Origin of the sequence: Methylobacterium longum, assembly GCF_022179385.1 — a bacterium.
Classification (GTDB): Bacteria; Pseudomonadota; Alphaproteobacteria; order Rhizobiales; family Beijerinckiaceae; genus Methylobacterium; species Methylobacterium longum.
Map to the genome: position 1 here is coordinate 1 of NZ_BPQS01000061.1, position 26,779 is coordinate 26,779.

The following is a 26,779-nucleotide window of genomic DNA, read 5'->3' on the forward strand; positions in this document are numbered from 1 at the left end:
GCGCCTGCCGGTCGCCGGCCCAGACCAGAACCGCGATCAGCAGCAGCAGCGGCAGAAGCACGAACAGCGCCGTCACCGCCACGCCGACGTCCAGGCTCCGCTTGGCCGCCCGGGCCGGGGTTGAACACGACGCCAGTCCGAGCTTTGTTTCAGTGACTCCGGCGACGGCCGAAGGCACAGCGTTCCCGCCAGTATCCCGCATCAGGCTGCTTCTCCGCTTGCGATGCACATACCGGCAACGATGCAACGCGGTGCAAAGGGCATGCCCGGCAGAAACGGTTCATCAACCAAAACCGATCCAGGCCGAATTCAGGATCACGGCTGAGGCGACACGCCGCCGAGCCGCTTGATCCTCCCGGGAGATCGGCTCCTTGCAGCGGCCCGAGCTATGTCGGGCCGGTCATCCGGTCGGGCACCGCTGGCGGCGCAGTCGTCACCGACATCTCACCATCGCGTCCACGGGGCATCGGTCGGCCTTCGGTCGAGCGCAACCTGAGCCGCATGTCTTGGCAGCCCGAGATGTGATTGACGTCGCTCATGGTGGCCGGCTCCGAACAACTCGGCCGGCGGCGTGATGACCGGAGCTAGGCCAAGGCCCGTTCGCTGACCATTCCGAGCCTGTCCGCCAACAGCGCGCGCGCGCGGCTGACCCGGCTCTTCACCGTGCCGACCTCGCAGCCCATCACCTCGGCCGCCGCCTCATACGTCAGACCCTGCGCGCCCACGAGCAGCAACGCCTCCCGCTGGAGCGCGGGCAGCCGGCCGATATGCTGCCAGACCGTCCGCAGGTCGGATCCGTGCTCCTGGGCTGCCGGAGCGGTCATCTGGGCCGCCATCGCCCCGTCCGCATCCTCCACCTCACGCTTGCGCTTGCGGATCTCCGTGTAGAGCTGGTTGCGCAGTATGGTGCACAGCCACGCCTTCAGGTTGGTGCCTGGCACGAACTGCTCCTGCTTGGCCCAGGCTTTCAGCAGGGTCTCCTGCACGAGGTCGTCGGCGCGTGTCTCGTTTGCGGTCAGCGAAATCGCGAACGCCCGCAATCCGGGCAGCATCTCGATCAGGCTCTGACGAAAGCCGGCCGCGCTGAGGCTGTCTTCGCCAGCCAGGATGCCGTCGAGCTGTGCGATCAGGTCGAGCAGGCGCTGGGGCGGCGGGGTCGTGATCAGCCCCGCGTAGGCCGCCTGTAATTGACGGCCGAGATGGTCGCGCACCGCTTGAGGCAGAGCGGCTGATCGTGGTCTCTCCAGGCGGTCCGGGTGATCCGAACGAAGCTCCTCCGCGGCATACAGGTCCTTCAACGCGTAGCCTTTCGCAGAGCGGTTCGCTCTGCCGTCCTGAGTGACAATGGCGCGGACAAGCTTGCGGCTGCATCGAGGCAGGCGGTCGGCGCTGTGTCGCACTGCGTAGCTGACGCGAGCACCTCCTCGCATCAACGGTCTCAGGGCTTAGTGTGCCCGGCAACCTGTCTGTACAGTGAACAGCTAACCTTCGCCATAAGCGGGATCGCTTGCGATGGGCCGCGCGTTGCGGGTGGCGTCTGGCGGCCAGTGTGAGCGAGGTGATGGCAAGACCCGTGGCCTATAGCATCGTTGACTGCCCCGACGGTCGGTTCGCAGTGGTGGCAGTATCGGCCTCTGGTTCGATTCACCGGCGTGGCGGGCTGCTGACGCTTGCGGAGGTGGATATCTGCATCGAGACCCTGCGCGTGCTGATGGAAGCTTGCGGGGGTGCGCTCGTGTTCTGGGAAGGCGACTTACCCGGCACGGATCATATGTGCGCCGAATAACGGCTGAGGTCGGCACCGAAGCGGATCAGCCGACGGCGGCGCTCGATCGCCACAGATCGCTCAGGACCCCGCGGGAGGCGCTCGGGCGGAAGCGGGGGCCGCGGCCCCCGGGATTTTCAGCAGCCTCTTGCTTGCCGGGAAGGCGCAGTCGTGCCGGGCACGGGCTGTCGTGCCGGGAAGAAGCTGGACGCGGTGGCGCGATCGCCGCAGGGTTGCGTCGCCCGAATGCGTGCGTAGTTTGACCTCGGAACCGATCCACTGACCCTGTTCGACCGTTGTCCGCGGTATCGGAAGGGCCACTACGGAGGCGACATGGTCATTGTACGGATCGCGGTGCTGGGCGGGCTTGGGCTGATGCTAGGCGGGTGCCTGTCGCTCACAGACGCCCCACGCGCCTACAGCGCCCTGCAGCCGCCGGCCGTTTCGGACTCACCGCTGCCCCCTGTCGTAGTGCCAGGGCAAGTCCTGACGGCTGGCTTGGGCGCAACAGGCACAGGCGTGAACCCGTCGGACGAACTGACCACCTTCCAACGGCAGCGCAGCGCCTGGGAGGCTTTGCATCCCTCCGAGCTTGCCCAGCCGCCCTCATTCGCATCGCACACCGCGAGCGCCAACGGAGCGACAGATCCCATCAGCACCGCCAGCGTCTCGAAGCCTGCCAAGGTTCGGGCCCGGCGGGATGCCGATCCGCAATCCTACGACCGTGAGGCGACGATGGACCGGTTGGTGAAGGAGGGTCAGAAGGACGCCAAGCCGATCTGTGGCGGCTGCTGATCGCGCAGGGCCACGCTGGCGGCGGTATCAGATCTGCATGGCCAAGCGCGTGAGGCAATTGCCCCAGGACCGAGGCTTCGTCCTGTTCGACGTCGTCTTCGAGGAGGGCAGCCGTGCCTCGAACCGGCGCGTGCCGATGGAGATCCTGGGCGGTCTGGACGGCGACGAGTCGGCCCGTCCGCTTATCGAGCAGCAAGAGGCGGAGATCGCCCGGAAGGCGGGCCGTCCGCCGCGAGCGATCCAGAGCCTGACGCGAGCCGCCAAGCCGGAACCGAAGGCTTCCCGGGAGTAGCGCCGAGCATCCGGGACGGACAGCTTGGCGTTAAATGTTCGGCTGCGCCGTCGGAACTGTCGGCAAGCTCCGGCCGTCTAAGTCCTGTGCTGAGTTCGACGCTTCAGGGATGGTCCATTGCTTCGCCTTCTCGCGATTGTAGGGGCAGCACACGCAGCCACGCTGTCCGCCTACGGCCCCGCCTCCGCAGCCTCCGACATCACGTTGGCAGCCCTCGCCACGGGTCGGCTCTACGTCGTCGGGATAACTGAGCGCCCGAACATGCCCGTGGTGCTCGATCAGCAGTTCCGCACGGAGTCGGACGACAGGGGCATTTTCCAGTACAAACTGGTTTACCACCCCGCCCGCTGCATCATCTCGGCCACTATCGAGGGGAAATCCTACGAGGCGGTGGTCAGCAACTGTGGCCAGCAAGGCTCTTCCGGACCGTCGCATGGTTCGGCGGCCGTGGAACCCGCACGCCCTCAACGGGCTCTGGGCCAACCCGCAGACGTGAGGGCGCCGGCCCAGGGACCCCGGCCGCATGGATCTGACCAGCCCACCGAGGCCGCTCTACCGACCGGGCCGGTGCGCACGAGCCCGCTGCCGTCCACTTCGTCGGCGATGAACGAGGACGCTTCTCGCATGAAGGACGAGAGGGAAGGTGTGGGCCCGATCTTACATCCGCCGCTGCCGCCGGAGCGACCGAGAGGGCAGTTCAATGCTGAGGTGAGATCGTCCCAGGCTGCTGAAACGACGAAGCATGCCAAGCCTGTGCGCCGCGGTGGGCCGCACAATCTCGAAGGGTGGCTCAGCAACTGATGGCTCCGCGTGCGCGCGTCGCCGCAGCGTTGCCCGCAGCCGGGCGACCTGCGGTAGTTCCGGGAGGGCCCGCCCTCTCTGTCTGATCCCGGCGAGAAGCGCGGGGCGCCGATGCTCAGGGTCGATCCGCGTACCGCGGCACATCCACGAGCGGACCGATCAGATGCAGCAGGGCCCGATGCTCCGGTCGGTGCAGCGCCTGGGATACAGCCGGTGCCTCGCTCGATCCGGCGGGCGAACGTCTTCAGAGAGCACGCCGGGCGTGGGTTCCTACGCGCGGCAGGAGAGGCCGAGCGAAGCCGCCCTTCAATCCTCGGGCGTGACGCAGGTCCCCATGAAAGCCTTCCGCTCCGGCCCTTCCTTGAGCTTCTGGCTGTCCGCGCGCTGCCGGCAGCGATCGAGCACTGCCGGGTCGACCGCGGATGCGGCCTCCTCGCCCGCGGGCGTGGTGCCTTCCGCAGGCTTTCGCGGCGGCCCCGACGGGGTCTGGGCACCAACCGCAGCAGGAAGGCAGGCGAGGGTGGCTAGAGCGGCCAGGAGCGCGAAGGAGCGGCGCATGGGGATCACGCCAAGCCATCCTTGGCCGCCTTGTCCGGGTCGTCGGGCTCGCTCTCGGCGTCCTTGACCACGTCCCGGCCCGCAGACGTGCGGCCGGCCGTCGGGTCCGGCACGGTGACGGTCCGGACCGGTGTTGTCGGAGGCACCACGCTCACGCCCGAAGGCTTGTCCGTCTCAGTCATGGCTAGGCCGCTCTCCGTGATGCTGAGCCGTCGCGCGGATCAAATGACCCGCCCGGCGGCATCTCCCAGGGACGCAGATCCCGCGCGGTCGGTCATCCGCGCTGGAAGGCGGCCATCACCCGCGGTGATGGCCGCGGCCTCCGTCAGCCCGGTGATCTGCTCACTTGTTGCCGCCGCCTCCGCCGCCCTGGGGCACGGCGCGAGAGGGCTGGTCGGCGTTGCCACCCGCCGCTGAGTTGTTCGTGATGGTGTCGGCAGGTCGACCCGTGGGGGTGCCCGTGACGGTGCCCGCGGCACCGGTCGAGCCCGGCTGTGGTGCCGCGACCCCCGATGCACCGGGAGCCGTCGCGGACGGAGCTGCGGCTGGAGCCTGTGCGACGGCGGCCCCGGAGAAGAGCAGCATGAACGGAAGGGCTGTGACGAGCGTGCGATGGCGCATTGGAGCCTCTGTGTCGATGAACGGCGATAACGCACGCGTGAGCAGAAACGTTTCCCTTTTGACGCCGCAGGATCGTCCTTCGCTGAGCGGGCGCTGTTGGCTTCGGATCGAACCTCCTCCACGACAGCCGGGAGGACGCGCCGGCGGCACCCGAACGGGAAGGACACGGCAACGCCCGCCGGACCACAGCGTGGCGTCAGCGCTGCGCAGATCCCCGTCCATCAACAAAGAGGCGATCGCCGCGGGCCATTCGCCGGCCTGATCGCGTCGGCATCCGCCCGTGATGCGATGGGCCCGGTCGCGGGAAGTAGCGGTAGAACGTGTCCCGGTTGCCCCCGAGCCGCCTGGCGATGTCGGCCACGCGGATCGGGCCGGCGGCGAGCGAGGCACGGCCGACCGGAGGTCGTCCCCACTCGGCGTCTTCGGCCGCCCGTCCTTGCGGCCCCGGGCGGCCCCCGCCGTCAGCCCCTGTCGTGCGCTCACGGTTGAGGTCGAGGAAGCACTCGGCCAGGGCGCCCTGCATCGGTCGGGCGGAGCGGCCGTATGCCGTGGCGCTGTCGAACAGATCGGTGCGTGAGCGGATGTGCATGTCGGCCGCCCGCAACCCGTCGCCGGTGCGCATCATCTCGGCACGCGAGCGGCCGAGCCGGCCGAGCTTCCACACGACGGGCACGTCCGCGGGGCGTCGACGGGCCAGGGCCGCCTCGAACTCTTGTCGCTTGATCCCGGCCTTGCCGGACGTCCTCGCCTCGAAGACGCATTCGCACCCGGCCCTGGACGATTATCCGACAAGACGGACCCGTTTCGAGTGGCTCGGGACCGGCTCCCGAGCGTCGTCGGAAAGACGATCCCGTCTCCGACATGCTTCAGCTAGAGGACAAAGGTCCGCAATGGCTGGCCTTCGGACGTTGGACTTCCGGCCCGAAGCGGACGTTCCGCCTTCGATCCAGCCTCGTGGCAGACGCTGGTTCGCGTCAGCGTCGCAGGCGGATGTCCGTCGCGTCGAAAGCGGACGGCGGCTCAACGCCGGGTCGCCGAAATCTGGATTGGGCTGGCAACCTACCCGATGTCGCGCCTGACCGAACGAGGAAATCGCGTTCAGGAAGCGTCGCAATCCACTAAGCATCAGCCGATTCTGAGAGGACCGCGCATGCCCAAGTTCGTAACCATCGGATACGGTAACGAAGCAGGGTATGAACGGATCACTCCGGAAGTACGCGATGCCGCGCATGCACACGATAAGCGCCTCGTCGAATCTGGAGCACTCGTCGGCAGAGCGGGTTCGCCGGTTCAGGTTCGCAATCCCGACGCCAAAGGTGTTCAGGTAGAAAATACGGCTTTCATGTCATCGCCGCTCCCGATTGCCGGGTTTGCCATCATAGAAGCCGAGAATATCGCTGAAGCCATCAAGTTGGTATCTCGGTCTCCCTGTGCCGTGGCACACGGTGTCGTGGAGGTCTGGCCCGTGGCCGGGTCATAAACAGGCTGTGAGGCTGGAGTTCGCGGATCTGCCGACCGGCGTTCCGAGGATGGTCGGCACCTCGAAACCGTTTATCCCGCGTGTGAACGGGGTACGTCAGGCCACCGCGAAACGGCGGCTTTGCCGGGGGGCGAGCAGCCACCGCTTCCGCTCCGGGATGTCCCCGAGATCTGATACTGGTTCGTTCGCCGCGGCGTCTGCGTCGAGGCGAGTCCCCGGCGACACGATCCGAGTGTCGCGGCGGTCGCACGAAGACCCGGTCGGCGCCCAGCAGGCTGACGGCGGAACACGCCTTCCACCGATGTCTTCAGGCCGGACGAGCGGCAGGTTGCAGCGCGCCCCTTCCCCGCTGCGACGTACATCGACGAGGCCATCGGGCCGCGTGAGTTCCATAAATGTTGATCTATGATGTTTTGCGAACCATCGATTCCTTCATTGATACTGCGAAGCCTCGCTCGACTTGCGACGGCAACCGGCCCACGGGATGTCGTCGCACGTTTGGACTCGTCTCAAGTCCGGACTCATCCGCGGTCCGGGACTGCCTGGCCACAGCAGCGGGATCGGTACTTCAGTTGTTCGTTCCGCTCATCCCATCCCTGAGGCTGTTGTGATCCCGGCACCGTCGTTCCTCGCCGGAGGAGGACGGATGGGTGCCGCGATGCGGGCCCACGACTGGTCCGGCTCGCCGCTCGGGGCCCCCGAGGCATGGCCTGCCTGCCTGCGCTCGACCGTGAGCTTGCTGCTCGGCTCGCGCTTCCCGATGTTCGTGGCCTTCGGCCCCGAACTCGGCTTCCTCTACAACGACGCCTACGCCGAGATCCTCGGCGACAAGCACCCGGCGGCGCTGGGCGGTCGCTTCCACGACATCTGGGCGGAGATCTGGCCCGACATCTCGCCGCTCATCGACCGGGCGCTCGCCGGCGAGCCGACATGGTCCGACGACCTGCCTCTGACCATGAACCGGCGCGGCTACGACGAGCAGACCTGGTTCACCTTTTCCTACTCTCCCGTCCGCGATGAGCAGGACAGGGTCGCCGGCATGTTCTGCGCCTGCACCGAGACGACCGGGCGCATCCAAGCCGAGACGGCCCTGCGCGCCAACGAGGCCCGCCTCCAGTTCCTTGATCGACTCGGCAGGGAGACCGCGAAGAGCACCGATGCGGACGAGATCCTCGCCACGACCACCCGCATGGTCGCCGAGCATCTCAGTCTCTCCAACTGCGCCTACGCGGACATGGACCCGGACGAGGACGGCTTCACCATCCGGGGCGATTGGGCGGCCGAAGGCTCCCCGAGCATCGTCGGCCATTACAGCCTCGCGACGTTCGGCGAGCGCGCCGTCCGGGACCTCGGCGCCGGCCGCCCCTTGGTCATCAACGACAACCTCGCGGAGCTGGCGCCCGCGGAGGCCGCCACCTTCCAGGCCATCGGCATCGCGGCCACGATCTGCATGCCGCTCGTCAAGGATGGTCGCCTGACCGCGCTGATGGCCATCCATGACCGTGTTCCCCGGGTCTGGTCGGACGACGCGCTCGCGCTGATCACCGAGGTGACGGAGCGTTCCTGGGCGCATATCGAGCGCGTCCGGGCCGTTACGAAGCTCGAAGCCTTGAACGCGACCCTTGAGCAGCGCGTCGAGGAGCGCACCTCCAAGCTCATCGAGACGGAGGCGGTGCTGCGGCAATCGCAGAAGCTGGAGGCGGTCGGCCAACTCACCGGCGGCGTCGCGCACGACTTCAACAACCTGCTCACCATCATCCGCTCGTCGGTCGATTTCCTGCGCCGTCCGGAACTGCCGGAGGCGCGCAAGAGCCGCTACCTCAATGCCGTGTCGGAGACGGTGGACCGTGCCGCCAAGCTGACCAGTCAGCTCCTCGCCTTCGCGCGGCGGCAGACGCTGCGACCCGAGACACTCGACGTCGGAGCGCGGTTGCATGCCGTGGCCGAGCTGCTCGACACGATAACGGGCGCCCGCATCGAGGTCCTCACCCAGCTCCCGGCAAAGCCTTGCTACATCAAGGCGGACCTCAGCCAGTTCGAGACGGCGCTGGTGAACATGGCGGTGAATGCCCGCGACGCGATGGAGGCGGGGGGCACCCTCACGCTGCGGCTCGAATGCGGCGCGCCGTTGCCGCCGATACGGGGCCATGCCGGTGCGCCGGGTCCCTTCGCGGCCGTTTCGCTCGGCGACACCGGATGCGGCATCCCGCCCGACCTGATCCACCGTGTGTTCGAGCCGTTCTTCACGACCAAGGAGGTCGGGAAGGGTACGGGCCTTGGCCTCTCCCAGGTCTTCGGCTTCGCGAAGCAATCGGGCGGGGACGTGAAGGTCGAGAGCGTACTGGGCCGGGGAACCACCTTCACGCTCTACCTTCCGGAGGTCCAGCCCCAAGGGCCCGTCGCCGCGTTGGGGGGGGAGGTCGCGGAGACCGATCCGGGCGGCGCGGGTCAGCGGGTGCTGGTTGTCGAGGACAACGTCGAGGTCGGACGCTTCGCCACGCAGATCCTGGAGGATCTGGGGTACGAGACGGTCTGGGCGACGAACGCCGAGGAGGCGCTCGACCGGATCGGCTGGGACGGGGCCGGCTTCGACGTCGTGTTCTCCGATGTGGTCATGCCGGGCATGGGCGGGATCGAGCTGGCCAAGGTGCTGAAGCGGCGACTGCCGGACCTGCCTGTGGTCCTGGCCTCCGGCTACAGCCACGTCCTGGCGCAGGAGAGCGCCAACGGCTTCGAGCTGCTCCACAAGCCCTACTCGGCCGACCAAGTCTCCCGGATCCTGCGCAAGGTCATCGGTCGGAACCGGCGGAGGGCTGTGCCCGGCTGACGCGTGCAAGCGCCGCCTCGGCGACCCCGCCCAAACCTCCGGCCCGCCCGGTCAAGATCGTTGCCGCGCGCCGGTGCGGGGTCGCGCGTCGCGGGGGACCCGGAACTCCGTGGACCTCTATCTCGGTCGCCGCGTTGAGCGATATGCGCGCGGAGTTCCCATGTCCCTGTCCGACCCAACCCGCTTGGCCCTCACGGAAGCCGCTCTCGCGTCCGCGGATCGGCTCTGGCGCGAGGAGATGCACCGGATCTATGGACCGGATGGGGTCCTGACCTATGGGTACGCGCCCGAAGGGCAGGGCGGCCTCGGCACGCCGTTGCGGCGTAGCTACGAGGCCCGGCGCGTAGCTGTCGCGCTCTGGCGCAGTGAACGCCATCAACGCCGGCCCAAGGCGACAACGCCGTGCTGACGGGTGGTTGACTTTGGCTGTTGGGAGTGTCGATCCTCGTCCTGTTCCTGAGCTGGATCTTCGTCCTGCGGGGCCGATAGACAGGCTGCCCGCATCCTGTCGGGGCCTGACAGGCCGGTGTGCGCGCGCGTCCAGCCCCCACCGTACCGATCCGGGGTCTTAACACCCCGGATCCCACGACCGGTGGCGAACCGGAGGGCGAGGACCTCCTCGAGGACGCTAAGCGCAAGCTCGACGATCCCGACAGCGCGTCCGAGGACGGCTTGGCTTAGTCGGCATCCCGCCGGCGACACGGCATCTCGCCGGCCGCGATCAGCGCACCTGCGATCGTCACCATGCGCCGCCCTTGATGGCGCGCGGCGTCGAGGTCTTCCGACCGCGGGGGCTGGTTCTCTTTACCGACGATCGCGGACGCGCCGTAGGGGGAGCCCGCCTCCAGCATCGCCTCATCGGTGTAGCCGGTCGGCAGGATCACCATGCCGAGATGCGCCATCGGCGCGTACAGCGACAGCGTGACGACCTCGGAGCCGCCATGCGGCCAGGAGGCCGCCGCGAAGGCGCCCCCGACCTTGCCGGCCAAGGAGCCGCGTTTCCACTGAGGGCCGAGCAGGTCGAGAAAGTTCTTCAGCTCGGTTGCCATGGCTCCGAAGTAGCTCGGCGTGCCGAACAGGATCGCGTCCGCCCATTCGGCATCCTCGTGCGTCGGAGCCTCGTACAGGGCGTTTTGCCGAGCCGCGCTCTCGGTCCAGCCTTCGACCTTCGCCATCGCGGCCGCATCGGCCACCTCTCGTGGTCGACGCACGCGCACTTCCGCGCCGGCGTCTCGCGCGGCCTTAGCCGCAGCCGTCGCAAGCGCTTCGACCGCGCCGCTGCGTGAGTAGTACACGACCAGCAAGCGGGTCGGATCGGATGTGTGGTGGGTCACGGCCTCCTCCTACGGATTGGCGCTACGGGCCGCCGGCTGGGGGTAGGATGGATTGCCGCCTGGAACAGCGGTGCTGTTGGACGTCGACGTCGCGCTGCCTGTACCGTCCCCGGTTCCCGTGATCTGCCTGCGCGAGGCGTCCTGGCTCTGGCTCGCGTAGTCGGGCGGTGAGCTTCCGCCCTGCCACATCATGAGCCCGGCCAGCGCGGCCAGCATCAAACCCACGCTGACGATCAGGACGTAGAGCACCGGTCTGCCGCGCTTGCCTTGCCGACCGTCTTGTCCGGAGAGTTGTTCTGCCACCGATGTACCTCGCTCGCTCGAGGATGCGAGCGCGCAGGAGCAACGGGCCGCTGGTAGGAGAGGTCCAGCCCTGTGGCGCTATGGCCCTGGGCCCGGGTGCGGTGCCCTGCAGCGGGACCCCCCGGTACCGCAATCGCGGGGCGTGAGGGGTCGGCCGGCCGCTCAGGGCAGCGCCGCTGCCCGCGGCTGCGCCACGCAGGCCGACGTCCGGACCGCTGCTGGTACCGGGGGCCGTATCCGGCCCACTGAGCTGCCCCCGCGCTCCATTGACCTCCCGGAATTGCTCTGCACGGAGGCTGGGTTGTCGACGGCGCCCTCGGCGCTGCCACCACCGGCCGCGTTTTAGCCATCGCGGCGCCCGAAGCCGTTGGGGTGAGCGCGGCCGCGGGAACAGGTGTCCTTATCGGAATGGCCTGCCTCTCGGGACCGATCCGTACGAGCGGTCCCGGGATGACCTTCCACCTTCTCGACGCGTCCAAACTGTCCCGCACCGGCGACGGGTTAGGTGTGCCACTTCTTAACGCTCTGCGCGCACTTGTAGGAAGGGCTGCGATCACGTCGGGATTTGGCGGTGGTTTGTCAGCTGTCCCTGCGTAGGCGTACCGCTTTGCTCGAATTCGATCCGTTCACCGGTCGGACCATCGCGTTTCCGAGGCCGAAGCTGCGACCGGAAGTGGGTTGCGCCTGAGGCTGCATGCTCCCCACCCCGGAATACCAGCTTCGGATTGCCCGACGGCGTCCCCAAGGTGGGATGGACGTCGACACCGCCTCCTTCGACGCTCCGACCCTGGAGCTCGCGATCGCCCGCGCGACGGCGTTAACGGGTCAGTTCCTGGGGCAGCAGCCGGGCGTAGCGACGCTGACCAGCACGGTGCGGGGTCTCATCTGGTCGCAGCGGTACAAGATGCCCGAGCCGCCGCGGCCCTAGATCTCGGCTCTCGCAGAGAGGCCTGCGTCAGGCGGTACGTTGGACCCCGTCCCGCATACGCGACGCCTCCGTCCGCCACGCATCGAACCGGGCGCGAACTTCAGCGAGTTCCGCCTGCAGGGCCTCGATGCGGGCATGAAGCTGGCCCGCGTCGATAGCGGTCTCGACGAGCAGGTCCTGGGCGGACGCAAGCTGTTGCCGCAATTCGGCATTCTCCGTTGCTAGAGCGAGGAGCAAGCCCGCGTTGTCGTCGCCCATCGTGTAGTCACGTCACATCGGTTTCCAGGCGACCGTATCCATTATTATGGCCAAGCTTCTAGAGCCCGGGGCACACACCCCCTCGAATTCGTCCGACAGTCCGGCGGCAAGCCATCGGCGTATCGTTCGGCTGGCGGTGTGAGCTTCGCCGGCCCTGTTCGAGCGATCGGCTAAGAATTGGACAGCCGCGCTCGTCTAATGAGCAAGGTTAAATCTTCGTCAACCGGTTTGCCGGCTACGATCTAAAAGCTGCCACCGACTGCTATGCAGCGTATGAACGTGGAACCTGCGATGAAGATCTCGGTACGCGCGCTTCTATCGGGCTTGTTCGGCCTGATGTGTATTATAGCCCTGTGCCTCGCAGGCGGAAGCATCAGACAGGCTCTCACAGTCGAGCAGAGCGCAGGCGAAGTCGCCACGTTGGCGCAGCTCGACCGGATTATCTTTCAGAGCTTCGCGTCCACACGCCTCGAATGGGGGTCCTCATCGGCCGCTCTGCTGATCGGGAGCGATCGGAACGAGAAAGAGCGCAAGGCCGCCCTTGAGTATCGTTCTGAGGCGACGAAGGCGTTGGAGGCCAGCCTGAATGGGTTGGCCGGCTTGTCGCTTGACGGAGCGGCCCAGGTCCACCGCGAACTCACCACCACCTACGAGAGCTGGCAGGCCATCCGCCGCGAAGTCGATCACGGCTTCGGCCAGGAGCTTGGCGCTCGCGACAAGACCGTGCGGGCGCGGCTGGACGAGCGCCTTGAGCCGATGCTGAACGCCTTGCAGCATGCAACCAAGCTCTTAGGTCACCGCATCGAGGCGCTCGACGCCACGACATTCCCCGTCATCCAGATCAGTGCGACTGCGTGGCAGGCGCGGCTCCATGCTGGATTGCTCCGCTTCCAGGTGCGCACGATCCTGGCACAGAACAGGGCGGTTCAGCCGGAAGAGGCGACGGCGCTGCGCGAATATGCGCATCAAGTCTCCTCCGGTCTCAGCGTCATGGCCGATCTGATCGATGAGCATGTCCCCGCGGCCCTCCGCTCGGCGCTGGCGGCGGCACAGAACAGTTTCTCCGGCGATGCCTTTGCAAGCCTCCGCAAGGCGATCGACACCTCCGCGGCCACCGGCCAGCCCCTCGCCTTCGGCATGGAGACGTGGCTGAAGCTCGCTGGCGATGCGCAATCCAACGTCTTCGCCGTCGCGACGACAGCGATGGAGGTTTTGACGGTCCAGGCCACGAGATCCGCCGATCAGGCGCGGACGTGGGTTCTGCTGCTGACCGGGATGGCGATCGGCATCCTCGCCGTCGCGGTGGTCAGCTTCGTTATCCTGCAGCGGTGGGTCTCCCGGGCTATCGTCCGGCTGGAAGGAGCGATGGTTGCCCTCGCCGCCGGCGACACCACGGTCGGCGTTCCTGGCGCCGGTCGGCGCGATGAGATCGGGGCGATGGCTGCTGCGGTACAGGTGTTCAAGGACAACGTGATCCGGACGCGCCAGCTGGAGGCGGAAACGGCCCACGCCCGGCTGTCGGCCGAGGAGCAGCGGAGAGCGGGCATGCGCCAGATGGCCGACGGCTTCGAGCAAGCTGTCGGCGGCATCATCGGCATGGTGTCATCCTCGGCGACCGAGCTGCAGGCCACAGCCCAGACCATGACCGCCACCGCCAGACAGACGGCGAGCCAGTCGACCACCGTCGCCGCGGCCGCCGAGGAGGCTGCCAGCAACGTGAACACCGTGGCCGCCGCTGCTGAGGAACTGGGCTCCTCCGTTCAGGAGATCGGACGCCAGGTGGACGGTTCGGCCAGCCTCGCGCAGCGCGCCGTGAGCGAAGCCGATCAGACGGCGGTCCTGGTGCAGGAACTGAGCACCGCGGCGGCCCGGGTCGGCGACGTAGTCGGGCTGATCTCCTCGATTGCAGGCCAGACCAATCTCTTGGCGCTCAACGCCACCATCGAGGCCGCCCGTGCCGGTGCGGCGGGCAAGGGCTTTGCAGTCGTCGCCTCCGAGGTGAAGGCGCTCGCCGAGCAGACCGCCAAGGCTACGCAGGAGATCTCGGGCCAGATCGCTCGGATCCAGTCCTCAACCGATCAGGCCGTTTCGGCGATCAGCTCGATCGCGGGCCGCATCCAGGAGATCAGCGGCGTCACGACCTCGATCGCCGCGGCCGTCGAGGAGCAGGGTGCGGCAACTCAGGAGATCGTGCGCAACGTGAGCCAAGCGGCGGCAGGCACCGGTGAAGTGACGAGCACCATCGCGGGCGTGGCGGGCGCTGCAGAGGAGACCGGGGCAGCAGCGAGCCAAGTGCTCGGCGCAGCGTCGGAGCTGTCGCGTCAGTCCGAGCACCTCGCCGCTGAGGTCGGTCGCTTCCTCGCCACCGTTCGGGCAGCCTGAGCGGCGGGCGGCTCGCCCCTTTGGCGATCCGGCATCATCGCACGCCCGTCCCCTCTCACCGGGTGGGGGCGGGCGTTTCGGCTTCAAGAGCACCCCGTCGAGCCGATCGGGCGTTGAGGGGACGCCGCTCCGCCTTCTCCAGTCCCGGCGGCGCAGAGCAGCACCCTGCCGATCCCGCCCGAGCACCGCTCCTCTGCCCCGCCGACCGGCCGCAGCTGTCAGCCGTGATCCGGTTCGGTCATGCGCGGTGCGTCCGCGCGGGGGCGGACGGCCGCACGGGCCGCGGCGCCCTATTCGGTGGGCCCTGCCCTTGCGGCCGCGGCCGCAGGCGCTCGCCCGGCTGTCAGCTGTCCTGATCGAGATCCAGGTTGCGGATCAGGTCACCGATCGGGTCGCCGGCGGCGGCCTTCCCTTGCGCCACGGCCGGCACCAGCTTGCCCGACAATCGCGGCCACGTTCGTGCTCCCGGCGGCAATGCCACAGTTGTCCGGTGCGCCAGCAGCACTCTGCTGTCCGCCATCAGCAGGGCGGGTTCACTGCCGTGCAGCTTCCCGGGCGGGTCCATCCAGGTCGATGGGGTCGATGACGTCGCAGCAACGACTGTGATCACCCGTGCTTTGCGATCGATTGTCGCGTAGTTGCCCGGGTGCAGGACGTGTCCGGCGACGAACAGCCCGAGTGCAGCAATGGCCGTCGTGGCCAGCGTGGATCGATAATGTTCCATCGCGGCAGAACACACGGTCAAGCTCGCCGTTCCGGCTGATCCCCCGTGATAGCTAACCGTGACTTTACAGCCGCAGCGCCCCGCCGGATCGAGCCCGGAGAGCCGACACGCCCGGAACGGGGTGAGTCGCTGAGGTGGCCGAATGCTTCCGGAGACACACGGCCGCGGTCGCGGCGGGGCGCCGAAACCTCCTGCCAGGGATCACCTCCATCGCTGGGGGGTTCATCCTTCGTGCGGTTTCATCCAGCACAGCGCCAAACCGCCCCCGGCGATCCTGGACGCTCTGCTGGGTGATGAGCACGCAAGCAGCGTCAACGCGATCCCAGGAGGAATTCCACCATGGCAGACATCCGCTCACACGATCCGCTCGGACGAGCCGAAGGCCGACCCGGATCGAGCCAGGCTGGCGGCTCATCCGGCAGCACATCCGGTGGCGGTGCCGGTGTCGCCGATCAGGCCAGGGAGACGCTGCGGGATGCCACCGACAGGGCCGCGGACGCCTGGGACAACGCCTCCGAGTACGGATCGCGCTACTACCGGCAGGGCAGTCGTGCCGTCAGCGACATGGACAGCGGCACGATGACCGGCATGTTCATCGCGGGCGCGATCGGCTTCGGCCTCGGCTGGCTGGTGTTCGGTCAGCAGTCGCGTTCGGGGGATTACATCCCGAGGCGCATGAGCACGAGCAGTGAACGCGGCTACTAGGAGTGATCCGAGAGGCGGCTGGTGGGGTGGCGAGCTGCGTCACCCGTCGCAGACCGGACATGGGAAACCCCGCCGGGCGCGGAGCCGGGCGGGGCTGCTCTATTCGCAGTGCGGCGAGAGGGGAGTGATTACGCAGCCAGCTTCGTCACGGCCTGCAAGTTCTCGTTGCTGGCCTTGAGCGCGCCGGTCGCCACGGGGCCGTTGCTCTGCGCGCCCAGCCGGTCAGCCACGAACGGTACCAGCGCGACGTTGGCGGCAACGGCGGCGACGAGGGCGGAAACGAGCAGGGCGGTCATGGCAGGCGGTCCGTGTTGGCGTTTGCGGTGCAGCATTTATGACCGCAAATCGCCCAAACTGGCATACCAAGTCCCATATGCCAGATCTGCAGCGGATGCATGGTAAGCGCGGGCACCGCACTGAGCTGCCCTCCTGACCACAGGGGCCGTCGCCAATACCGTGCCCGCGGTGGGTCGACCGGGGCGAAAAAGCCAGAAAGCGGGGTGCGGTCGCGGTGACCGAATCTGCGGGCGGAGGTTTACCGAAGGCGAGCGCAGCGCCGGACTGGTGATGGCTATGGCAGGTGGGTGGGAGACGATGGAGACGGCACCGGTCGAGGAGGGGAGCAGAGTCCTTCTCTTCGACGGCACGGACCAGTTCGTGGGCGTTCTGACCCGGTACAACACTAAGCATACGGGCGAGTGGCGTCTGTGGGCCGGGGCCAAACCCGTTCCCTGGGACGGAGGGATCCCGACGCACTGGATGCCGCTGCCGGACGCCCCACCGGGCTGAGGTCAGCCGTCGATCGGGGACGGTGCCACCTGTCGCAGCTGGCTTCGTTCTCGCGAGGCGCGTCTGCCTGTCGAGCGGCCCGCGCCACAGCGATGCAATCGGATGCTCTAAGAGCCTTGTGCGATCCGTGGCGGTGCGGGAGAGTAACGCCTTCTCTACGCCGGGTAGCAGGCCGGACTTCCAGGCCGGGCTTGCAGGCCGCTCGGGCCGGCGCAGCGCTTCTTCTACCTCATCGACGGGCCGCACCTCACCTCGGCGACGGGCGCTGGTGGGACGCGGATGCCGGTCGCTGACGTGACGGCGGGGGCACGCGGATCGGAGGCGCGTCGGGCCTCGCTGTCCTCGGCCGCATCCGCCGGACACGGATCGTTCCGGCTGCGACAAATCGCGACCACGACACCGCCAACAACGCGGACGCCAACCTCGCCGCGTTGTGCCGGCGGTGCCACATGAGCCACCACCGGCCGGAGCATCAGAGGCGGCCCCGATCAGGCCCCTCGGCGCTGCGCCTTCAGCTGTTGCAAGGTGCGCTGGCTCTCGCGCTCGAACTGCGCGGCCGTGATCTCTCCGGTATCGACACGGCGCGCGAGCTGCTTGCGGTACTCCAGCGCCTCTTCTTCCTGCGCGCTCAGCGACACGCTGGCCCGCGCGGCCGCCTGGGTGCGCTCTGCCCACTCCGTGTAGCTGATGCGATGCGCGTCGCGCTCAGCCCTGAGGCGAGCGACATCCTCTTGGAGAGCCGCGGCACCCCGCGGCGCCACGGCGGCCTGTTGCGGCGCTGTGGCGCCGGTCTGGCAGGCACCCAGCCCGGCCGAGACCAGTAGGAGCGCGGTGATGTGTCGGTTCATGATCAGCCCTCGTTCGCAACGACCTAAGCTGCCCCGTGCCACCGGAGCGAGAGCGGATCGGCCACAGTCGACCGCCGATAAGTCCACACGCCGGATCGTCCGGTGTCCTGCGCCGCCTCGTCCACGGAAGGACGTATGGCCATGGACCGGCAGGTGCGGTGCCCAGCTCCCCCGCGCCGCGCCGATCCGCACGCGAACGCCCGGCCAGGGCGTCACGGGCGGCGCGTGAGGAACTGGCCCGCACACCACCTGTCATCGCGTGTCCGCCCACAACGAAGTTCTGTGGTGTCGCGAACACCGCGGGCACATCAGCACGGGACGGCATCGCCATAACGGGCGCGGTTGCTCCCGCGGCCCGGCAGGCCGCTGCCCTGTGAGCCGCGCTGGTCTCGGGTAAAGCGCGGAGGCCTTCATGGGGAACGGCATCGCCGCCGCATGGTTTTCCGGCACATACGAGGAGGAACCGCCATGAAGACGTTTACAGCTGTTGCCATCTGCCTTGTGCTGGCTAGCCCAGCAATCGCCGAAACCGTCGGCGAGAAGACGGGCGTGAATTCGTTACTGGGTAACAGTCCCACGACGCAGGATTTCGTTACCGAAGCCGCGATCAGCGATATGTTCGAGATCCAGTCGAGCAAGCTGGCCCAGGAGAAAAAAGACGCCAAGGCGGATGATTTTGCGAAAAAGATGATCGCCGACCATACAACCTCGACGGACGCGATCAAGACGATGGTTCAAGGCGGAAAAGTGAAAGCGGAGATCCCAGCGTCTCTCGACAGCAAGCATCAGGGTATGATTGACAAGCTGAAGGGCTTGAACGGCGACGATTTCGAGAAGCAGTACCGCTCCGATCAGATCTCGGGCCACAAGACTACGGTAGATCTGTACAAGCGCTACGCGAAGGGTGGCGACAACGCGGATCTGAAGGCGTTCGCAGAAAAGACCCTGCCGATCGTAGAGCATCACCAAAAGATGGCCGAGGATTTGGCTAAGTAAGCGCCACCACGTACCCGTCGCTCGACACCGGAGGCTCGGCACCTGCACAACGCGGAGGTCGTGTCGCCGGACTTCGTGCACCAAGCCCTGGAGGCAACACCGATACGGGACCGCGAGCCTACGAAGGCGGCCGTATCAACCCGCGTGCGCCGTAACACGCCGGCAGCCCTCTGCATCAGGTACCCCTGTGCTGCCGCATCGAAGCGGCAACACAGGGAGCTGCACCGATGCACGCTTTCATTCTCGGCACCTTCGCCACCGTCGGCGTCTTGGCTGTGATGTCGACTGTCCTGACGCTCGTCGCGGCGATTGCGTGACCCTCTCTAGCCACCTCCGATCCCGGTCGTGACCTTGCCCCGGTGCCCGTGCGCGCGGGGCAGTTCTGGCCATCGACCTTGCCGGTGCCGCTGCAGGCAGGGCACTGATTCTCGCCGGTCCCGCGCGTTCCCGAAGGTGCTTCGTCGCTGGGTCCGGCGGGGTCTCTGCCGCCCATCGGCTCCCCTATCTACGGAGGGAAGCCGAGGGGGCAGCCACTCTTCCCGCCCGGCACGCGCTCGCCCGGCGCGTGCCGGGCGTGCGTGCGTGAGGCGGTGGCACGTCGTTGTCACCCGGCGCCGTGGCCGCCCTTGGCATTGTCCGGCTTGGGAGGGTCCGGTCGGTTGTCATACCCGCCGCTCTCCGGCCCTTCGCCGACATCGGGCTCGGGGCTGCCGGGAGAGTGCGGGCCGCTGCCACCGGCGTCAGGCGTGATGGTCTTGTTCTCCCGTTTCGGTGGCGCCGGCGGTACCGTGCCGAACGCTTCGCGCGCTGCGTCGACGTCCTGACCCATGCTGGCCTCCCTGGATGTTGCAGGAGGCCAAGGTTCGGTGACGTTGCGGGTTCCACAAAGCCGTGCAGGGCGCGTCAGTCCGCCCCGCAGTCGAGCCGTTCGCGCCCGCGCGGCGCGGCGTAATCCGGGGCTTCGTCCTGCCCGCTGAGCTCGCGCGGATCTGGTGATGGTCCTGACTGGACGCTCACCCAGCCTGTCCACGCTACGGGGATCCGCCGGCAGCCCACCTGTGACCTTGCCGCCGAGATCCTTGGCGCGGCCAGTTATACGTTTCTCATTTATTATTTTCCCTCTCAATATGGGAACTGAATTAATATCGTCGCACTAACAACGCATGAGCGGCGCTATTCGTCTCGATGTCGCACCCTGTTGTCTCGTGGGCGCGGCGGAACAGTCGCGGGCCGCTGCCGTTTCTCTGGTCCAGAGTGCCATACAGGAGCCGCGCAATGCCGAACGGTGCTCAGAGCCGCGGGTCGAGTACCGCCGATCCGGACTTGGCTGATGTGCAAACCTTCGCCGATGCGCTGCGCGATCAGACCCACTGTTATGTCGAGAAGCGCAGGGCGGATGCGGCCCGGCTCGTATCGGATGTCGGTGAGGCTATTCGCGACACCGGCACGAACTTCGACGGGCTACCGCAATTGAAGGAGTTCTTCGATCAGGCCGCGCTTGGCGTCGATGGCTTCGCCGAGGACATCTCGCGGCGCTCGTTCGGCGAGATGTACGACGAGGTTCACGCCGCGGTCCGGCGACGGCCCGCTTTGGCGACCGCCGCGGCCGTCCTGGCTGGCTTCGCGCTGTTCCGCGTCCTCCGCACGCCCGATATCCGGCCGGTCCCACGCTCACGGGCGGTCGTTCCGGTCGATGTTTTCCCGACGCCTAACCTGTAAGGGGGCGATATGGCTGAACCAGGATTGCGGAGCATTCCCACCCTCGTCGGCGATGCGGTTCGTGAGCTGCGGGATCTCGTCGGCAGTGAGATCGCGCTGTTCCGCACCGAGATGGCGCTGGGCGTCCATCACATATCCCTTGGTCTGAGCCTGCTGCTCGTGGCGGCTGTCTTTGCCATCGCGGGCCTGTTCACGCTGCTGCTCGCCCTGGTGAAGGGCATCGCCGTCCTGGTGCAGTCGGACGCCCTGGCCGCCCTGATCGTGGGCGGCGTGTTCCTCGTGCTCGCCCTCGGGCTGGCTTTGTTTGGGCGCAGCAAGGCTTCACTGGCGACGCTGGAGCCGGCACGCACGGGACGGCAGGTCAAACAGGACGCGAAAGTCCTTACGGAGCGCATAGACACATGAGTGACTCGCCGGATGACCTGGAGCATGACGTCGAGGCGTCCCGGGGGCGGTTGGACCGCACGCTGAGTGACCTGCAGGACCGCCTGAACGGGCCGGGCATCCCGCGGAGCTTGGCCGATCTTCGTCGTTCCGGCGAAGCGGCCAGCAAAACGGTCGAGCGCGTCGTCGCCGACGTGCGGGTCAATCCCGTACCGGCGCTGCTGATCGCTGCCGGATTGGGCTTGCTCGTCTACGAGGCGTTCCGCACGGCGGCGGGGCGGAGGCGTCTGGCCGGTGTTTCCGCGGGATCCGCCCTTACCACCTCCGATCGTCACCTCCCCGAGAACCATCCGGACCGCATGCACGCGCGGCTGGATGACGCGTTGGAGGAAAGCTTCCCCGGCAGCGACCCGGTCTCGGTTCGGATCACGAAATAGCCCGCCCCCGCGTTGTCGGCTCGCATTGCCCGAACGGCCGGAACCAGCCAACGCGTTGCATCCCGGACTCGCCACATCCCGCCGGCTCCGCGGCCGATGTGGCGACGCGGCTCCATAAGGCGCCTCGTCCAACGCCACGAAACCCCTGTGACAGCCTGAGAGAAGCGTCGTGGCCCTTCTCTTTCGGTGGGCTGGCCGGTGACGTGATCAATCCCCTCTCGGATGCGGGTGCGGATCGAACGGCCCCGGGCGTCATCGAGGTAGACCGTCCGCCGGGCCGCCACGGTACCTCGCCCCTTCGGCCTGCCGATTGATCTGCCGGTGACGTGCTCGTCACCCGTCGGGGCGCTGGGGCTCGGGGTTCTCGCGTCTCTCCACGGCGGATCATGGCAGCGTCGGCGAACGCGGCGAACTCGGCGGCGGACGGCTCCATCCGGTGCGTGAACGCCTTCGAGGGCGCAGGCGACACGGGGTCTTGTAAAACTGCGGCTTCGACCCCAGCGACCCGAAGTCATTCTCGCCGCCGCCAGCGCAACATCGAGATCCTGCTGCGCCCGCGGTCCCAATAGCTACGGTTCTTTCCGCGTCGCAGCAGACCGCAACGCAACTTATTTCTCGCTATTCTATTTATATATAGCCCGATTAAATTGGCGACAACGAAATTTTATTTCTGGAACGCCGGGCGGGGTCGGGGTGTTTCAACCACCCAATACATAACTGGAGCCCGTGATGCGTACCTCTATCGCCGCCATCCTCCTCGTGAGCACGCTCGGTTCAAGCGCCCTGGCCCAGACCACGACGACGGGTTCGCCCGCCGCGCCCGATGCCAAGACCAGCCAGCAATCCGGCGGTCAGCAGAGCGTCACGCGGCCCAACACCGACAAGATGACCCAGGACGGCGCCTCTACGGGGAGTGCCGCCAACACGAAGCTGGAGAAGGGCGCCAACAGCTTCACGGAAGGCGAGGTCCGGTCGCGTCTGGACAAGGCCGGGTTCAAGGACGCGAAGGACCTCAAGAAGGATGCCGACGGCATCTGGCGCGGCACCGCGATGCGCGACGGCAAACCGACCCCTGTGGGCGTCGACTTCAAGGGCAACGTCGCGGCGCAGTGATCCCGACCTCAACCAGGAGATTTCCCATGGCTCAGCAGACCATCACCGCCCTCTTCGACCGCTACGAGGATGCCAGCACAGCCGTCAGCAAGCTCGAAGCCGGCGGGGTCCCGCACGGCGACATCAGCATCGTCAGCAACAACGAAGGCGATCGCCACAGCAACACGCTAGGGGGCGAGGGTCATCGGGTGAGTGACGACACCCGTGAGAAGGCCAAGGACGGCACGGGGACTGGCGCCACCCTCGGAACCGTGGTCGGCGGGGCCGCGGGTCTGCTCACGGGGCTCGGCCTGATCGCGATCCCCGGCGTCGGACCGGTCGTCGCCGCGGGCTGGCTCGTCGCCACTCTGACGGGAGCCGGTATCGGCGCAGCGGCCGGCGGTCTCGCCGGCGGACTGACGGGCGCAGGTGTCAGCGAGACGGACGCCCATGCTTATGGCGAGGGTGTCCGTCGCGGCGGCACGCTCGTCACGGTCCGCGCCGATGAAGCGCGGGGTCCGATGGTGATGGACATCCTGGAGCAGCATGGTTCGGTCGATCTCGACCAGAAAGCCAACGCATGGAAATCCGACGGTTGGACGACGCCGGTCGCGACGGACGCCGGTGCGGCATCGGGTGTGGGTTTGACCCCGGGCCGGGAGCGTGTTCGCTCGTATCCCAGCACCGGCGGATCACTTTGACTTAGGATCAGAGGCCGAACAGGCTGAACCTGTCGCTCCATCGTTTCAAAGGCGATGCGCGACGATGACGGCGCCCCGGAAGGATCCGATTCCGGGGCGCCGCTAACCGACCGGCGGCAGGCCTCCTCCGCCAACTCTCGCCCGTCATCGACAAACGGGGTCCTGTCAGTGAGCGTCCTCGAGGCCGTCGCCGCGGCCTAAGCCTTCGCGATAACGTTCTGCCAATACTTCTTCATCGCCTCGGTTCACGTAAACTGATGGCTTGAGCCGCGAGGCCGCCATGGCTCTGACAGGACGGTTCTGGTTCAGGCGCACGTGGCGGGGGAAGCTCGTCCTCCTCGTCGAGGATGAGAGACGCCGCTGGTTCGGCCGCCGTGGGACCACGAAATTCCGCTGGCGTGACGCAACGCTCCTCGATCTGGCGGAGCCGGAGCTGCAGGCGCTCGTAAACCTGGAGCCCGCGCGCCGTACAAATCCAGCGTCCGGATCCGTGGGGCGGCTGCATGCCGTCTCATAATTCTCAGCCTTCAGCCTCGCCGTCCCCGTCCTGAGATCCAACCCGTACTCTGATCGAACCGTCCGGCGGTTCATCAGCGTTCAAGCCCCACGTCCTCCGGTAGCGAGCGGGTGAACCATGGCGATCGATGTCCGATCCGAACTGCGCCGCCCCGTAGCCCTCAGCCTGGCGGTTATAGCGGCTGTGCTCCTGGTCTGGCTGCTCATTGTTACTGCCGTTCATTCCAAGCACCGCCGGGCCTTCGAGCAGCAGATCAACTCGCTCCAGACGGAACAGGGCAATTTGCGGAACGCGTTCGCCCAACAGCAGGCGGCTACGGGCACGCTGTCAGACTTGAAGGCGAGGATCGCGAGCACCGAGCAACAGGGGCAGCAGCTCGCCCAGAATGCGGAGCAGGTCCAAGCCCGACTCGCCGCACTCCGGCAGGAGCAGCAGGCGGCCGAACAGAAGGCGGGCGAGGCCACGAAGGAGCGGCAAGCGCAGACGCAGCGCCTCGGCGAACTGCAGGCTCAGGTTCAGGAGGCCGAGCAGAAGATTGTGCCGCTGCGCGAGGCGGCGGACACAGCCGATCAAGCCGCCAAGGCGCGCACCCAGGATCTGGCAAATGTCGGTGCGCGGCTCGAGGAGGCCCGCCAGCAGGAAGCCAAGCTGCGCGGCGACCTCGCGACCCTAACACAGGAGAGCGCGGCCAAGACGTCACAACTCGCCCAGTCCGAGCAGAGCCAGCAGACAGCGCGCGAGGGAGCCGCGGCAGCGCAGAAGGCCCTCTCGGACGCGAAGGCCGAGACCGAGAAGGCATCCAGACAGCGCAGCGATCTTGAGCAGGCCATCGGCAGTCTGAGCGCGAACCGGGATAAGCTGGCGGCGGACCTCGACCGCACCGGCCAGCAACTTCGGGAGGCAAAAGACAGCCTGGCGGGAACGCAGAAGGAAGTCGCCACCGCTCAGGCAGATCGGGACCGGGTTACCGCCGAGCGCAGCCAGGCTGAGGCCTCGGTCAAGACGCTCCAGGACAGCCGGGACGGATTGAGCGCTGCGGTCGAGGCGCTGCAGAAGCGGCAGGCGGACGCCCAGGCGCAACTCGCGTCGCTGACCGAGAACCTTGCGGCCCGCAACAAGGAGCTGTCCGAGCTGGACGAGAAGTTGAAAGCCGCGCGTCAGGAGTTGGCGAGCGTGCAGGGCGGCCTCGCCGACGCCCGCAAGCAGCTGTCCGAACAGGCCGCGCCGATCCCCCCCGCGCAGCCGCCGGTGACGGATTCGAAGCCGCACTGAGATCCCGGCGTCCCCGGACCGCTCGGGCGGGTTCAGATTAGCGCTCCGTTAACCGTGCGCTCGGCAGCTTGATGGTGGCTAGGTCCAACCTGCAGGTGCCACCGTGAACCAAGCCTACCCCGTCAGTGCCGAGGATCCCGCGGGCGACTGCCCGGTGTCGATCGAGACCCTTGGCCGGCTCTACCGTGCAGAACCCGAGGCTCTGTCCGAGCAACTCGGCGGCATACCGGATGCCACGCGGGCGCGATTGGCCGTCTACTTCTATGGCCGCAGTCACACACGTCGGCTCGGGATGCAGATTGCCGCCACGTGCGAAGGAGCCAGCCTGCGACGGGCCGCGAGTTTTGTCGGGCACGCGCTTCACGATCTCACGCGGAAGAACCCGGCCGCAGGCTCGGAGGCCATTCCGGCGAGCGGCGCTCGGCGCGCGGTCAGTCTCGCAGGCTCAGGCGCTGCAACTCGACGCGCCACCGCCTGAGCACGCTGTCATCCAGCTAGCTCCTGATCGAACCGAGCGACCGCTTCGGCGGGCACGTCCAGCGCGTCCGCGAGCATCTTGAGGAATTGTCGCTCCTGCAAGGTGTCGGGTTCGATAGCGAGACGGGCAGCGGCGTAGATGCGCGCCGCCTGCTCCGGCGTGCTCACACCGGCCGCGAGTTCGTCCACATCGACCGGCTCGGCCAGTTCTTTGTCCAGCCATGCACGGCCCGCGGCGCCGATCTTGGCGGCTGCGAGGGCGCCGTAGAGCCGCTCCCGTTCGGCGGCGTCCATCAATCCATCCGCCATCGTGGCGGCGACCATGGCGCGCAGCATCATCCGGGCTTCGTCCTCGTCGACTGCGGAGTGGTCAAACGGTGTACGGGGCGCCGCCGCCGGGCTTGCGTGCCCCGCGGAAGGAGTTGCGTCCGAAGCCGGCGCACGCCCCGGCAGCGCCTTCAGAGCAAGACCGACAATCAATGCCACGCCGCCCAAGGCGGCTGTCGCGGCGATGGTGCTGCCCTGTCGATCGCGCACGAGCGCGTCGACCATCTGCTTTGCTTCAGCCACGAATGCCTCCTTTGTCGGACAGACTTCATCCTGCAACGGTTTGGGCGCCACGGCAGTTCATAGGGCGGTCGCCAGAAGGCCGAGCGCACGGGTGAGCGAATGCTGACGATGCGATCGCGAGAGTGCAGCGAAGCGGCGGATCCAGCGGGAGCCGATCGGGCCTTGTTGATGGGTGAGGCCGTCGCGCTGGCCTTTGAGACAAGCGGGGGCAAGCTCAACGGCATGAGCCGAGACGCGCTCGCCCGTGATCTTGCCGGGATCCTCGAACCACTGCTGAACACGTGCACGAACGCCGAATGGATCGAGGCCGTCAACGCCCGCCTGAACCGGCTCGACGGTGAGACCAGCGAGCCAGGACCGCGAGTTGAGCGGTTTGCGCCGGACGGCACCGCTGAGATGACAGCACCGCCACGGTGAGGCCTACGGCGACGGGCGCCTCAAGCGTCCGCCGGCTCCGTGGCCTTCCGCGATCTGCCCGCGCGCTTTGGCCTCTCCGAAACGGTCTCTGCGGTCTCAGCGGGCTCTGCAGCCTCGGGGGCCGCCCTCCTACGCTGTTGTCCGAGTCCGAAGCTCTTGGCGAGCGCCGAGCGCGACTCCGAGTAGCTGGCCGCCACGGACGGGTAGTCGCGCGGCAGGCCGTAGCGTTCGCGATACTCTTCGATGGTCGTGCCGTTGCCGGTGAGGTGGCGCTTGAGCGTCTTGTAGGGCTTGCCGTCGATGAAGGAGATCAACGTATCCGCTGTGATCGACTTGCGGATCTGGGCGGGCGTGGGCTTCTGGGTTGCCAGCGCTTCGGCTGCGGCACCCTGAGCGAGCCCCGTCAGCGCAGTATGCATGCTGTCGATCAACGCACCGATCTCGCTCGGCTGTACGCGGTTGTTCGATACGTAGGCCGAGACGAGGCCCGCCGTCAGCGCGACGTAGTCGGTTGCAGCGCGCTCGATCGTTTCTACACTGTGGTCCACGGCGCACCTGCTCGAGTGAAGCCGAGAATCTGCGCCGATGGATACCGTAAATCAACACGCATTCAGCGCGTTTATCACTTCCGTAAGGATGGTCTCAGCTGGCCATGGCGCGCATCTCAGGCGCGTCTTCACGCAGCACGTAGCCGCGGCCCCAGACGGTCTCGATGTAGTTTTTGCCCTGGCTGGCGTTGGCGAGCTTCTTGCGCAGCTTGCAGATGAACACGTCGATGATCTTCAGC

Annotated in this window: 33 protein-coding genes and 2 pseudogenes; 20 read left to right on the forward strand and 15 right to left on the reverse strand. The window is 67.3% G+C overall.

Translation table 11 applies throughout. The features are described 5' to 3' along the window. Nucleotides 1-202, reverse strand: a pseudogene (locus MFF58_RS27760) (hypothetical protein); the annotation flags it as partial. Between the two features lie 382 nt (nt 203-584). Further along, nucleotides 585-1,211, reverse strand: coding sequence for a sigma-70 family RNA polymerase sigma factor (locus MFF58_RS27765; protein WP_373323401.1), 627 nt, complete (start codon nt 1,209-1,211; stop codon nt 585-587). Between the two features lie 338 nt (nt 1,212-1,549). On the opposite strand from MFF58_RS27765, the gene MFF58_RS27770 reads away from it, so the two are divergent. The 4 genes from MFF58_RS27770 to MFF58_RS27785 all read left to right on the forward strand — a co-directional run bounded on the left by MFF58_RS27770 (nt 1,550) and on the right by MFF58_RS27785 (nt 3,653). After that, entirely contained in the window at nt 1,550-1,786 is a 237-nt protein-coding gene (locus MFF58_RS27770) for a hypothetical protein (protein ID WP_238292896.1), read from the forward strand. Nucleotides 1,787-2,098: 312 nt separating this feature from the next. Beyond that, complete coding sequence (locus MFF58_RS27775) at nt 2,099-2,560, forward strand: hypothetical protein (RefSeq protein WP_238292898.1); 462 nt, start codon at nt 2,099-2,101, stop codon at nt 2,558-2,560. Nucleotides 2,561-2,597: 37 nt separating this feature from the next. Further along, the gene (locus tag MFF58_RS27780) at nt 2,598-2,852 is read left to right on the forward strand and encodes a hypothetical protein (protein ID WP_238292900.1); all 255 of its coding nucleotides are present in this window, start codon (nt 2,598-2,600) and stop codon (nt 2,850-2,852) included. Nucleotides 2,853-2,969: 117 nt separating this feature from the next. Continuing rightward, the gene (locus tag MFF58_RS27785) at nt 2,970-3,653 is read left to right on the forward strand and encodes a hypothetical protein (RefSeq protein ID WP_238292902.1); all 684 of its coding nucleotides are present in this window, start codon (nt 2,970-2,972) and stop codon (nt 3,651-3,653) included. A gap of 306 nt (nt 3,654-3,959) precedes the next feature. On the opposite strand, the gene MFF58_RS27790 is transcribed toward MFF58_RS27785, so the two are convergent. The 3 genes and pseudogenes from MFF58_RS27790 to MFF58_RS27805 form a co-directional block, all read right to left on the reverse strand. Then, nucleotides 3,960-4,220 (reverse strand): hypothetical protein, encoded by a 261-nt coding sequence (locus MFF58_RS27790; RefSeq protein WP_238292905.1) that lies wholly within the window; start codon nt 4,218-4,220, stop codon nt 3,960-3,962. Next, nucleotides 4,217-4,393 (reverse strand): hypothetical protein, encoded by a 177-nt coding sequence (locus MFF58_RS27795; protein WP_238292907.1) that lies wholly within the window; start codon nt 4,391-4,393, stop codon nt 4,217-4,219. Before MFF58_RS27795 ends, MFF58_RS27790 begins: the two co-directional genes overlap by 4 nt. Nucleotides 4,394-5,028: 635 nt before the next feature. Then, nucleotides 5,029-5,574 (reverse strand): annotated as a pseudogene (locus MFF58_RS27805) (recombinase family protein); the annotation flags it as partial. Between the two features lie 408 nt (nt 5,575-5,982). On the opposite strand from MFF58_RS27805, the gene MFF58_RS27810 reads away from it, so the two are divergent. Together MFF58_RS27810 and MFF58_RS27815 are read left to right on the forward strand one after the other, a co-directional pair. Next, a complete protein-coding gene (locus MFF58_RS27810; RefSeq protein ID WP_238292909.1) occupies nt 5,983-6,312 on the forward strand; it encodes a YciI family protein in 330 nt (109 codons plus the stop codon). Nucleotides 6,313-6,958: 646 nt separating this feature from the next. Further along, nucleotides 6,959-9,139 carry an ATP-binding protein gene (locus tag MFF58_RS27815; protein ID WP_238292911.1) on the forward strand — a complete coding sequence of 727 codons (2,181 nt, stop codon included), beginning with the start codon at nt 6,959-6,961 and terminating at the stop codon, nt 9,137-9,139. Nucleotides 9,140-9,816: 677 nt separating this feature from the next. Here MFF58_RS27815 and wrbA read toward each other — a convergent pair. Further along, nucleotides 9,817-10,434, reverse strand: coding sequence for an NAD(P)H:quinone oxidoreductase (gene wrbA, locus MFF58_RS27820; RefSeq protein WP_238292964.1), 618 nt, complete (start codon nt 10,432-10,434; stop codon nt 9,817-9,819). A 48-nt stretch (nt 10,435-10,482) separates the two neighbouring features. Beyond that, nucleotides 10,483-10,776, reverse strand: a complete 294-nt coding sequence (locus tag MFF58_RS27825) for a hypothetical protein (RefSeq protein WP_238292913.1) — start codon at nt 10,774-10,776, stop codon at nt 10,483-10,485. A gap of 751 nt (nt 10,777-11,527) precedes the next feature. Here MFF58_RS27825 and MFF58_RS27830 point away from each other — a divergent pair. Then, nucleotides 11,528-11,704, forward strand: coding sequence for a hypothetical protein (locus tag MFF58_RS27830; protein WP_238292915.1), 177 nt, complete (start codon nt 11,528-11,530; stop codon nt 11,702-11,704). A 27-nt stretch (nt 11,705-11,731) separates the two neighbouring features. Here the strand turns inward: MFF58_RS27830 and MFF58_RS27835 are convergent, their stop codons facing one another. Next, nucleotides 11,732-11,962 carry a hypothetical protein gene (locus tag MFF58_RS27835; protein ID WP_238292917.1) on the reverse strand — a complete coding sequence of 77 codons (231 nt, stop codon included), beginning with the start codon at nt 11,960-11,962 and terminating at the stop codon, nt 11,732-11,734. A 291-nt stretch (nt 11,963-12,253) separates the two neighbouring features. Here MFF58_RS27835 and MFF58_RS27840 point away from each other — a divergent pair, with 291 nt between their 5' ends. Then, nucleotides 12,254-14,344, forward strand: a complete 2,091-nt coding sequence (locus MFF58_RS27840) for a methyl-accepting chemotaxis protein (RefSeq protein WP_238292918.1) — start codon at nt 12,254-12,256, stop codon at nt 14,342-14,344. Nucleotides 14,345-14,687: 343 nt separating this feature from the next. Here MFF58_RS27840 and MFF58_RS27845 read toward each other — a convergent pair whose 3' ends face one another. Beyond that, the gene (locus MFF58_RS27845) at nt 14,688-15,089 is read right to left on the reverse strand and encodes a hypothetical protein (protein ID WP_373323402.1); all 402 of its coding nucleotides are present in this window, start codon (nt 15,087-15,089) and stop codon (nt 14,688-14,690) included. A 318-nt stretch (nt 15,090-15,407) separates the two neighbouring features. Between MFF58_RS27845 and MFF58_RS27850 the strand changes: the two genes are divergently transcribed. Beyond that, nucleotides 15,408-15,773 carry a hypothetical protein gene (locus tag MFF58_RS27850; protein WP_238292920.1) on the forward strand — a complete coding sequence of 122 codons (366 nt, stop codon included), beginning with the start codon at nt 15,408-15,410 and terminating at the stop codon, nt 15,771-15,773. Between the two features lie 128 nt (nt 15,774-15,901). Here MFF58_RS27850 and MFF58_RS27855 read toward each other — a convergent pair whose 3' ends face one another. Further along, nucleotides 15,902-16,069 (reverse strand): hypothetical protein, encoded by a 168-nt coding sequence (locus MFF58_RS27855; protein WP_238292923.1) that lies wholly within the window; start codon nt 16,067-16,069, stop codon nt 15,902-15,904. Between the two features lie 271 nt (nt 16,070-16,340). Here MFF58_RS27855 and MFF58_RS27860 point away from each other — a divergent pair, with 271 nt between their 5' ends. Continuing rightward, the gene (locus MFF58_RS27860) at nt 16,341-16,562 is read left to right on the forward strand and encodes a hypothetical protein (protein WP_238292925.1); all 222 of its coding nucleotides are present in this window, start codon (nt 16,341-16,343) and stop codon (nt 16,560-16,562) included. A 488-nt stretch (nt 16,563-17,050) separates the two neighbouring features. Here MFF58_RS27860 and MFF58_RS27870 read toward each other — a convergent pair whose 3' ends face one another. Then, nucleotides 17,051-17,410, reverse strand: a complete 360-nt coding sequence (locus MFF58_RS27870; RefSeq protein ID WP_238292972.1) for a hypothetical protein — start codon at nt 17,408-17,410, stop codon at nt 17,051-17,053. A 468-nt stretch (nt 17,411-17,878) separates the two neighbouring features. Here MFF58_RS27870 and MFF58_RS27875 point away from each other — a divergent pair, with 468 nt between their 5' ends. After that, the gene (locus MFF58_RS27875) at nt 17,879-18,406 is read left to right on the forward strand and encodes a DUF4142 domain-containing protein (RefSeq protein WP_238292926.1); all 528 of its coding nucleotides are present in this window, start codon (nt 17,879-17,881) and stop codon (nt 18,404-18,406) included. A 604-nt stretch (nt 18,407-19,010) separates the two neighbouring features. Here the strand turns inward: MFF58_RS27875 and MFF58_RS27880 are convergent. After that, nucleotides 19,011-19,235 (reverse strand): hypothetical protein, encoded by a 225-nt coding sequence (locus tag MFF58_RS27880; RefSeq protein WP_238292928.1) that lies wholly within the window; start codon nt 19,233-19,235, stop codon nt 19,011-19,013. Nucleotides 19,236-19,681: 446 nt separating this feature from the next. Between MFF58_RS27880 and MFF58_RS27885 the strand changes: the two genes are divergently transcribed. The 8 genes from MFF58_RS27885 to MFF58_RS27920 all read left to right on the forward strand — a co-directional run bounded on the left by MFF58_RS27885 (nt 19,682) and on the right by MFF58_RS27920 (nt 25,006). After that, a complete protein-coding gene (locus MFF58_RS27885) occupies nt 19,682-20,125 on the forward strand; it encodes a hypothetical protein (protein ID WP_238292931.1) in 444 nt (147 codons plus the stop codon). Nucleotides 20,126-20,134: 9 nt separating this feature from the next. Next, complete coding sequence (locus MFF58_RS27890; RefSeq protein ID WP_238292933.1) at nt 20,135-20,530, forward strand: phage holin family protein; 396 nt, start codon at nt 20,135-20,137, stop codon at nt 20,528-20,530. After that, nucleotides 20,527-20,946, forward strand: coding sequence for a DUF3618 domain-containing protein (locus tag MFF58_RS27895; RefSeq protein ID WP_238292973.1), 420 nt, complete (start codon nt 20,527-20,529; stop codon nt 20,944-20,946). Before MFF58_RS27890 ends, MFF58_RS27895 begins: the two co-directional genes overlap by 4 nt. Nucleotides 20,947-21,675: 729 nt before the next feature. After that, nucleotides 21,676-22,059: a hypothetical protein gene (locus MFF58_RS27900; RefSeq protein WP_238292936.1), complete on the forward strand. Its 384-nt coding sequence runs from the start codon at nt 21,676-21,678 to the stop codon at nt 22,057-22,059. Nucleotides 22,060-22,085: 26 nt separating this feature from the next. Continuing rightward, the gene (locus MFF58_RS27905; protein ID WP_238292939.1) at nt 22,086-22,739 is read left to right on the forward strand and encodes a hypothetical protein; all 654 of its coding nucleotides are present in this window, start codon (nt 22,086-22,088) and stop codon (nt 22,737-22,739) included. 280 nt (nt 22,740-23,019) lie between these two features. After that, nucleotides 23,020-23,256: a hypothetical protein gene (locus MFF58_RS27910; protein WP_238292942.1), complete on the forward strand. Its 237-nt coding sequence runs from the start codon at nt 23,020-23,022 to the stop codon at nt 23,254-23,256. Between the two features lie 117 nt (nt 23,257-23,373). Continuing rightward, nucleotides 23,374-24,528 carry a coiled-coil domain-containing protein gene (locus MFF58_RS27915; RefSeq protein ID WP_238292944.1) on the forward strand — a complete coding sequence of 385 codons (1,155 nt, stop codon included), beginning with the start codon at nt 23,374-23,376 and terminating at the stop codon, nt 24,526-24,528. Nucleotides 24,529-24,631: 103 nt separating this feature from the next. Then, nucleotides 24,632-25,006, forward strand: a complete 375-nt coding sequence (locus tag MFF58_RS27920) for a hypothetical protein (RefSeq protein ID WP_238292947.1) — start codon at nt 24,632-24,634, stop codon at nt 25,004-25,006. Between the two features lie 8 nt (nt 25,007-25,014). Here MFF58_RS27920 and MFF58_RS27925 read toward each other — a convergent pair whose 3' ends face one another. Further along, the gene (locus MFF58_RS27925) at nt 25,015-25,575 is read right to left on the reverse strand and encodes a DUF533 domain-containing protein (protein ID WP_238292950.1); all 561 of its coding nucleotides are present in this window, start codon (nt 25,573-25,575) and stop codon (nt 25,015-25,017) included. 168 nt (nt 25,576-25,743) lie between these two features. Between MFF58_RS27925 and MFF58_RS27930 the strand changes: the two genes are divergently transcribed. Beyond that, nucleotides 25,744-25,992, forward strand: coding sequence for a hypothetical protein (locus MFF58_RS27930; RefSeq protein ID WP_238292953.1), 249 nt, complete (start codon nt 25,744-25,746; stop codon nt 25,990-25,992). A gap of 20 nt (nt 25,993-26,012) precedes the next feature. Here MFF58_RS27930 and MFF58_RS27935 read toward each other — a convergent pair whose 3' ends face one another. Then, nucleotides 26,013-26,540 (reverse strand): Ros/MucR family transcriptional regulator, encoded by a 528-nt coding sequence (locus tag MFF58_RS27935; RefSeq protein WP_238292956.1) that lies wholly within the window; start codon nt 26,538-26,540, stop codon nt 26,013-26,015. A 94-nt stretch (nt 26,541-26,634) separates the two neighbouring features. Next, nucleotides 26,635-26,779 (reverse strand): winged helix-turn-helix domain-containing protein (locus tag MFF58_RS27940; RefSeq protein ID WP_238292970.1); only part of this gene is annotated, 145 nt, incomplete at its 5' end.